Here is a 6,299-nt window from a genome sequence, read left to right as displayed (position 1 = left end):
GTCGTACTTGTCGTCGTTCACGCCCAACACGATGGTGATGTCGGGATCGGTGGCCGGCGCGGAGATGATCACCTTCTTGGCCCCGGCATCCAAATGGCCCTTGGCCTTGGCCGCGTTGGTAAACAGCCCGGTGGATTCCACCACCACGTCCACACCCAGATCGCTCCACGGCATCGCCGCGGGACCCTCGCGCACCTCGAGCGCCTTGATCCGCCGAGTGCCCACCACGATGGTGTCCTCGCCCTCCAGGCTCACGTCATCGGGCAACCGACCCAAAATCGAGTCGAATTTGAGTAAATGCGCCAACGTGGCGTTATCGGTGATGTCATTGACGGCCACCACCTCGACATCGGCCGTCCCCGCCTCCTGCTGGGCCAGCAACGCCCGGTAGAAATTGCGTCCGATTCGGCCGAAGCCGTTGATACCCACTCGGACCGTCACTTGTGCCTCCATCGATCGTTCACGTCATCGGAATGCCATGGTCTTCCGACGCTTTCGCCAGTGCATCCCCCAGTCAGGGGGCAATTCTGAGGGCTGAACACCCGACCACCCCGAAAACCCCCCATCGGGGGCGCCCGCGGCGGGCGCCGCGCGACAACAATCGACGCAACGTTGTCGAAAGGAGCCGAAATGTCCCGCACCGCCGCGGCTATCCACGGTCCCGCACGCGCACACCACGCTCCGACGGCCGGCGATCGGGTGCGTGTGGCGTCCGGTGTGTCCGGCCGGCTGGGGCGAATCCGCTCAACCTCGCCCGGCCATGTGCTGGTCGAATACGACGCGGGCGGCCGTGAGGTGGTCGATCCGACGCGGCGCGCGCTGTGGGTCGTCGGCCGTGCCTGACGTGATCGAGCCACGGCCCGCGCGTCGGTTCGGCGATCGTGGGCACGTGGCACGACGCCGGTTGAAGCCGCACCAGCGACGCGAACACCTGCTCGATGAAGGCGCAGCGTTGTTCGCGGAAAAACCATACGAAGATGTTTGGATGGAGGACATCGCCGCACGCGCCGGTGTGTCGAGAGCGACTCTGTATCACTATTTTGCGAGCAAGCGGGACATCTATGTAGCGATATTCGAGCGCGCTAGTGGCCGGTTTCTGGCGCGCGTGAGTCCTGATCCGCACTTGCCGCTGGCCGAACAGCTTGCCATCGCGCTCGACGCCCACATCCAATCGTTTGTCGATCATCCCTTCGAAGCCGTCACGATCAACCGCGGCGCATTGTCGGACGACCCGGCGATCCAGGCGATCATCGCCGAGGAGCTCAACATCGTGGGCCGGCGCCTGGTCAATGAGCTTGTCGCGGAGGGCCATCTGCGCGATGCCGTCGAGATCGCCGTCGAAGGCTGGTTGGCATTCGTCCGCGCGGCCTGCGTCAAATGGATCCAGTCGCAGAATATCTCGCGAGCGGACCTCACCGACATGTGTCTACGGGCGTTCGAGTGCGCTGTCGGTACCCCACAAGCCGCGTTCGTGTACGGATCGGCCGGGGATGCGGCGTCCGGCGACTACACCGCCGCCCTGACCGCTGACGTCGTCGACGGCGTGGCATGGTGAGGGCACCAAGACCGTGGCCTCGGGGATTCACACCGACTGAAGTTCGCCGCGAAGCCGCACCGCGGCCCCGTTGGCGGCGACCCGCTCGACCAGCGCGGCCTGCCCGTCGGCGACGCGGTCCGGGTCCCCGCGCCAGGCCGAAAGCGCCGGCGACACCAGGGCCCGGCCGAAGGAGAACGTCAACGGCCAAGGCGTCTGATGTTGCTGCATCGCCGCGAGATTGGCGGTCGCCCGCTCGGGTGACTGGCCGCCGGACAGGAAGGCCACACCCGCGAGATCGCCCGGCCACGCCCGCAGCACGCCCACGGTGAAGTCGGCCACCTCGGCCGGGGTCGATTGCCGGGCGTAGCCCTCGCCTTCGAGGACCATGTTCGGCTTGAGGACGATGCCGGCCAAATCGACGTTGAGCAGCGCGAGTTCGGTTCGCACCGCGGTGTGCACCCAACCGGTCACTTCCCGGCAGACGCCCCGGTTGTGGCTACCGTCCATGAGCACCTCGGGCTCGACGATCGGCACCAGTCCGGCCTCCTGGCAGGCTGCGGCGTAGCGCGCAAGGGAGTTGGCGTTGGCCCGGATCGCGCCACGGCTGGGCGTGGCGTCGGTTATCGTGAACACCGCCCGCCACTTGGCGAATGCCGCGCCCATCTCCGCGTACTCGGCCAGCCGGGCAGGCAACCCGTCCAGCCCCTCGGTGACCGTCTCCCCGGGCAACCCCGGGCACGGTTTGGCGCCGGTGTCCACCTTGATGCCGGGCAGGATGCCCAACCCGCGCACCGCCTCGGCGAACGGTGTTCCGTCGCTGAAGCTCTGGCGGAGGGTTTCGTCGCAGAAGATGATGCCCGACACGCTCTCGGAGAGACCGGGCGCCGTGGCGAGGAGTTCGCGGTACAGGCGCCGGTTTTCGGCGGTCGGTTCGACGCCGGCCTCTTGGAGCCGCTTCGACATGGTGGCGATGCTTTCGTCGGCAGCCAGAATCCCCTTGCCGAGCTCCATCATTCGCGCGGCGGTCTGTCGACAGGTCGTCATTCGGTGGTGCCCCTTCTGCTACGTGGTCGTGTGTTGGAAGTTATCCGGGCCGAGGCCCCCCGACCTCACCAACCTGGTGGATGCGCGGGGTGAGTTAGTCAAGTGATAACTTCAGTTTCAATGGCAGATTCTCAATAGACATGTTGAGAATTGGCTGGCAGCATTCCGGACATGACAGATCGATGGAACGCCGGCGTCATTCCTTACGCCGAAATGGGTTATTGGCAACCGGATTACGTCCCGAAGGACTCGGATGTCTTGTGCGCCTTCAGGATTACACCGCAACCGGGTGTTCCGCCGGAGGAGGCCGGCGCCGCGGTCGCCGGTGAGTCGAGCACCGCGACGTGGACGGTGGTCTGGACGGACCGGTTGACCACATTCGAGCACTATCAAGCCAAGTGCTACCGGGTGGACGCGGTGCCGAACACGCCGGGGCAGTGGATCGCGTGGATCGCCTACGACCTGGATCTGTTCGAGGAAGGGTCGATCGCGAACCTGACCAGTTCGATCATCGGCAATGTGTTCGGCTTCAAGCCGCTCAAAGCTCTTCGCCTGGAAGACATGCGTATTCCGACCCAGTACGTCAAGACCTTCCAGGGCCCCGCGCACGGAGTGGTGATGGAGCGCGAACACCTGAACAAGTTCGGGCGGCCGCTGTTGGGCGCAACCACCAAGCCGAAGCTTGGGCTTTCGGCGCGCAACTATGGCCGCGTCGTCTACGAGGCCCTGCGCGGCGGGCTCGACTTCACCAAGGACGACGAGAATATCAACTCGCAGCCCTTCATGCGCTGGCGCGATCGATTCCTGTTCTGCATGGAGGCCGTCAATCGCGCGCAGGCGGCCACCGGCGAGATCAAGGGACACTACCTCAATGTCACCGCCGGCACCATGGAGCAGATGTACGAACGGGCCGATTTCGCCAGGGAACTCGGTTCGGTGATCGTGATGATCGACCTCACCATCGGATACACCGCGATCCAGTCGATGGCCAACTGGGCGCGCGCCAACGGTGTGCTGCTGCATCTGCACCGCGCCGGGCACGGCACCTACACCCGCCAGAAGACCCATGGGGTCAGCTTCCGGGTGATCTCCAAGTGGATGCGGCTGGCCGGCGTCGACCACATCCACGCGGGAACCGTGGTGGGCAAGCTGGAGGGCGACCCGCACGCCATCGCCGGCTTCTACGACACGCTGCGCCTCGACCACATCCCGGCCGACCCGATCAAGGGCCTGTACTTCGACCAGGATTGGGCGTCAATGCCCGGCGTGATGCCGGTCGCCTCCGGCGGCATCCATGCCGGCCAGATGCACCAGCTGCTGCATTACCTGGGCGAGGACGTCATCCTGCAATTCGGCGGCGGCACCATCGGTCATCCGATGGGCATCGCCGCGGGCGCCGAAGCCAACCGCGTCGCCCTGGAGGCAATGATCAAGGCGCGCAACGAGGGTCGCGACTACTACAAGGAGGGGCCCGAGATCCTGAAGAAGGCCGCCTCCAGCAACCGCGCCCTCGACACCGCGCTGGCCACCTGGGGTGACATCTCGTTCAACTACGAATCGACCGACACACCCGACGTTGTCGCGACGCCAACACTCTCCTGAACCGGATCGGAAACTGAAATGCGTATCACCCAAGGCACCTTCTCCTACCTACCGGACTTCACCGACGACGAGATCACGGCCCAGATCAACTATGCGTTGGACAACGATTGGCCGCTCTCGGTCGAGTTCACGGACGACCCGCATCCGCGCAACGTGTATTGGGAGATGTGGGGCCTGCCGATGTTCGACCTCAAGGACGCCGCGGGTGTTCTGTTGGAAGTCAACGCCTGCCGAAGCGCCTATCCCACCGCATACGTCCGCCTCAACGCGTACGACGCCCGCCTGGGCCGGCAGACCACCGCGTTCTCGTTCATCGTGCAGCGTCCCGCCGACGAGCCGGGTTTCCGGCTCGATCGCGCCGAAGGATCTGACCGGCGCATCGGGTACACCACCTTCGCCTACGCCACCCGGCAGCCGCCGGGTCACCGCTACGCGGACTGATGGCCCACCCGTCGTCGACCGCGGATCACGAATATGTCTGCGCCGCCGACACACTCGACGGATTTCGGGTGCCGGTGAGGCTGAGCGGTCCTGACGGGGGCCGGGTGGTCGTCATGCTGGACGAGGTGCCGGGCGGGCAGAACGCCTATGACGCCGTCCGCGATCGGCTGCATGTCGCGACGTTCCGGACGCTGACGATCCCCGCCCACCCCGACCTGAGCCCGAAGTCGGTGATCCGCATCCTGGACCAGTTCGAGGTGGGCAGCGCGCTGCTGGTCGGCGACCGCAGCGGGGGCGAGTTGGCGTGGAGCCTGGCCGCGAGCCAGCGGGGGCGGTTCACGGGCTTGGTTGTCATCGACTGCGGCCACCCGCGCGTGCCGGACCTCGACGGTTCGGTCCGCGACAAGGACTGCGGCCCCGTAGAAGTCGACACCACCGCCCTGGTCAGTTCCCGCACGGCAGACGCCGTGGCCCGGGCGAGCCGGCGATACGTGCACGGAGAGTTTCGCCTGGTGGACCTCGCCGGTCCGCGGGATTCGCGCCACTTCACCGCCCAGCTCGCCGCTGAAATCGTCGTTCGCGCGCTGTCCCGCTGAACGGAGTCCGCTTAATCTTCGGCCAGCCCGCTCCACCGCTGCTCGATGCGGGCGAAGCGCCAAACTAGCAGCGCCACGGCCCACGTCAACGCGAACAACCCGACGATGATGAAGCCGACCGCATTCAAATCGATGCCGCGCAACCATTCCCAGAAGTCGCCCGTCAACCCGAGCTGGTCGGCAAGCACCCCGACCAGCTCAATGCTGCCGACGATAAGCGCCACCGCCGCCGACAGCGCGGTTATGGTGATGTTGTAGTAGACCTTGCGCGCGGGCCGCGAAAATGCCCAGCCATAGGCGAAGTTCATGAACGAACCATCGATCGTGTCGAGCAGGCTCATGCCGGCCGCAAACAACACCGGCAGGCACAGAATGGCGTACCACGGCACGCCCGCCGCGGCGCTGCTGCCGGCCAGCACCAGCAGCGCAACCTCGGTCGCGGTATCGAAACCCAGGCCGAACAACACTCCGAGCGGGTACAACTGCCATGGGCTGCGAATGGATTTTGTGAAGCGCCGCAGGAACCGGGCCGCCAGCCCGCGGTTGTTCAACTGCCGCTCCAACTCGCCTTCGTCATATATGCCCCGCCGCATCCGGCGGAAAATCCGAACGATCCCCACGAGCACCGCGATGTTGATGCCGGCGATCAGATAGAGGAAGACGCCGGACACTGTGGTTCCGAAAAGGCCCGCGTACCTATGCAGTGTCGAGGCGTCGTTCAGGACAGGCCCGCTCAGCGTTCTGATGCCTACCGACAGCAACAGGGCCACCACGAACACCACCGTCGAATGTCCCAGCGAGAAAAAGAATCCCGTGGTCAGCGGGCGCTGCCCGTCGCTCATCAACTTGCGGGTGGTGTTGTCTATCGCGGCGATGTGATCGGCATCGAAAGCATGCCGCAGGCCGATCATGTATGCGGTGAGACCGACGCCGACACCCAGCGCCCGGCCGCCGACGCTCAGGTGCTGCGGCACCACAAACGCGATCAGGACTAACCATCCGGTGAGATGCAGCGCGATGACAACACCGGCCATGGCCGCCACGTGCGCCCACTCGCGCCGGGACAATGCCGTTCGCCA

At 65.6% G+C, this 6,299-nt stretch carries 8 protein-coding genes; 5 read left to right on the top strand and 3 right to left on the bottom strand.

Annotated elements, in window-relative coordinates; translation table 11 throughout:
• On the bottom strand, nucleotides 1-441 hold a 441-nt coding region (locus N415_RS24840; RefSeq protein WP_239645689.1), incomplete at its 3' end, for a glyceraldehyde 3-phosphate dehydrogenase NAD-binding domain-containing protein.
• 189 nt (nucleotides 442-630) lie between these two features.
• Between N415_RS24840 and N415_RS32030 the strand changes: the two genes are divergently transcribed.
• Both N415_RS32030 and N415_RS24830 read left to right on the top strand, forming a co-directional pair.
• Nucleotides 631-843 carry a hypothetical protein gene (locus N415_RS32030; RefSeq protein WP_068187541.1) on the top strand — a complete coding sequence of 71 codons (213 nt, stop codon included), beginning with the start codon at nucleotides 631-633 and terminating at the stop codon, nucleotides 841-843.
• The gene (locus tag N415_RS24830) at nucleotides 836-1,555 is read left to right on the top strand and encodes a TetR/AcrR family transcriptional regulator (RefSeq protein ID WP_068187540.1); all 720 of its coding nucleotides are present in this window, start codon (nucleotides 836-838) and stop codon (nucleotides 1,553-1,555) included. Before N415_RS32030 ends, N415_RS24830 begins: the two co-directional genes overlap by 8 nt.
• A 27-nt stretch (nucleotides 1,556-1,582) precedes the next feature.
• Here N415_RS24830 and N415_RS24825 read toward each other — a convergent pair whose 3' ends face one another.
• A complete protein-coding gene (locus N415_RS24825; RefSeq protein ID WP_068187539.1) occupies nucleotides 1,583-2,581 on the bottom strand; it encodes a class I fructose-bisphosphate aldolase in 999 nt (332 codons plus the stop codon).
• Between the two features lie 171 nt (nucleotides 2,582-2,752).
• On the opposite strand from N415_RS24825, the gene N415_RS24820 reads away from it, so the two are divergent.
• Genes N415_RS24820 through N415_RS24810 form a run of 3 tightly spaced genes read left to right on the top strand, consistent with a single transcriptional unit; the run spans nucleotide 2,753 to nucleotide 5,220 of the window.
• Nucleotides 2,753-4,183, top strand: a complete 1,431-nt coding sequence (locus N415_RS24820) for a form I ribulose bisphosphate carboxylase large subunit (RefSeq protein WP_068187538.1) — start codon at nucleotides 2,753-2,755, stop codon at nucleotides 4,181-4,183.
• An 18-nt stretch (nucleotides 4,184-4,201) separates the two neighbouring features.
• The gene (locus N415_RS24815) at nucleotides 4,202-4,624 is read left to right on the top strand and encodes a ribulose bisphosphate carboxylase small subunit (RefSeq protein WP_068106463.1); all 423 of its coding nucleotides are present in this window, start codon (nucleotides 4,202-4,204) and stop codon (nucleotides 4,622-4,624) included.
• Nucleotides 4,624-5,220, top strand: a complete 597-nt coding sequence (locus N415_RS24810) for an alpha/beta hydrolase (RefSeq protein ID WP_068187537.1) — start codon at nucleotides 4,624-4,626, stop codon at nucleotides 5,218-5,220. The genes N415_RS24815 and N415_RS24810 overlap by 1 nt, the downstream gene beginning before the upstream one ends.
• Before the next feature lie 11 nt (nucleotides 5,221-5,231).
• Here the strand turns inward: N415_RS24810 and N415_RS24805 are convergent, their stop codons facing one another.
• Nucleotides 5,232-6,287 carry a HoxN/HupN/NixA family nickel/cobalt transporter gene (locus N415_RS24805; protein WP_068187536.1) on the bottom strand — a complete coding sequence of 352 codons (1,056 nt, stop codon included), beginning with the start codon at nucleotides 6,285-6,287 and terminating at the stop codon, nucleotides 5,232-5,234.
• Nucleotides 6,288-6,299: the final 12 nt, after the last annotated feature.

Origin of the sequence: Mycobacterium sp. UM_CSW (assembly GCF_000455205.1) — a bacterium.
GTDB lineage: Bacteria > Actinomycetota > Actinomycetes > Mycobacteriales > Mycobacteriaceae > Mycobacterium.
The sequence above is the reverse complement of the archived record's forward strand: the minus strand, read 5'-3'. Positions and strand labels throughout refer to the sequence as shown.

Bases quoted from the DNA above. Each gene is read 5' to 3' on its own strand.
- N415_RS32030 (WP_068187541.1), top strand. From the start codon at position 631: ATGTCCCGCACCGCCGCGGCTATCCACGGTCCCGCACGCGCACACCAC.
- N415_RS24825 (WP_068187539.1), bottom strand. From the start codon at position 2,581: ATGACGACCTGTCGACAGACCGCCGCGCGAATGATGGAGCTCGGCAAG.
- N415_RS24815 (WP_068106463.1), top strand. From the start codon at position 4,202: ATGCGTATCACCCAAGGCACCTTCTCCTACCTACCGGACTTCACCGAC.
- N415_RS24820 (WP_068187538.1), top strand. From the start codon at position 2,753: ATGACAGATCGATGGAACGCCGGCGTCATTCCTTACGCCGAAATGGGT.
- N415_RS24810 (WP_068187537.1), top strand. From the start codon at position 4,624: ATGGCCCACCCGTCGTCGACCGCGGATCACGAATATGTCTGCGCCGCC.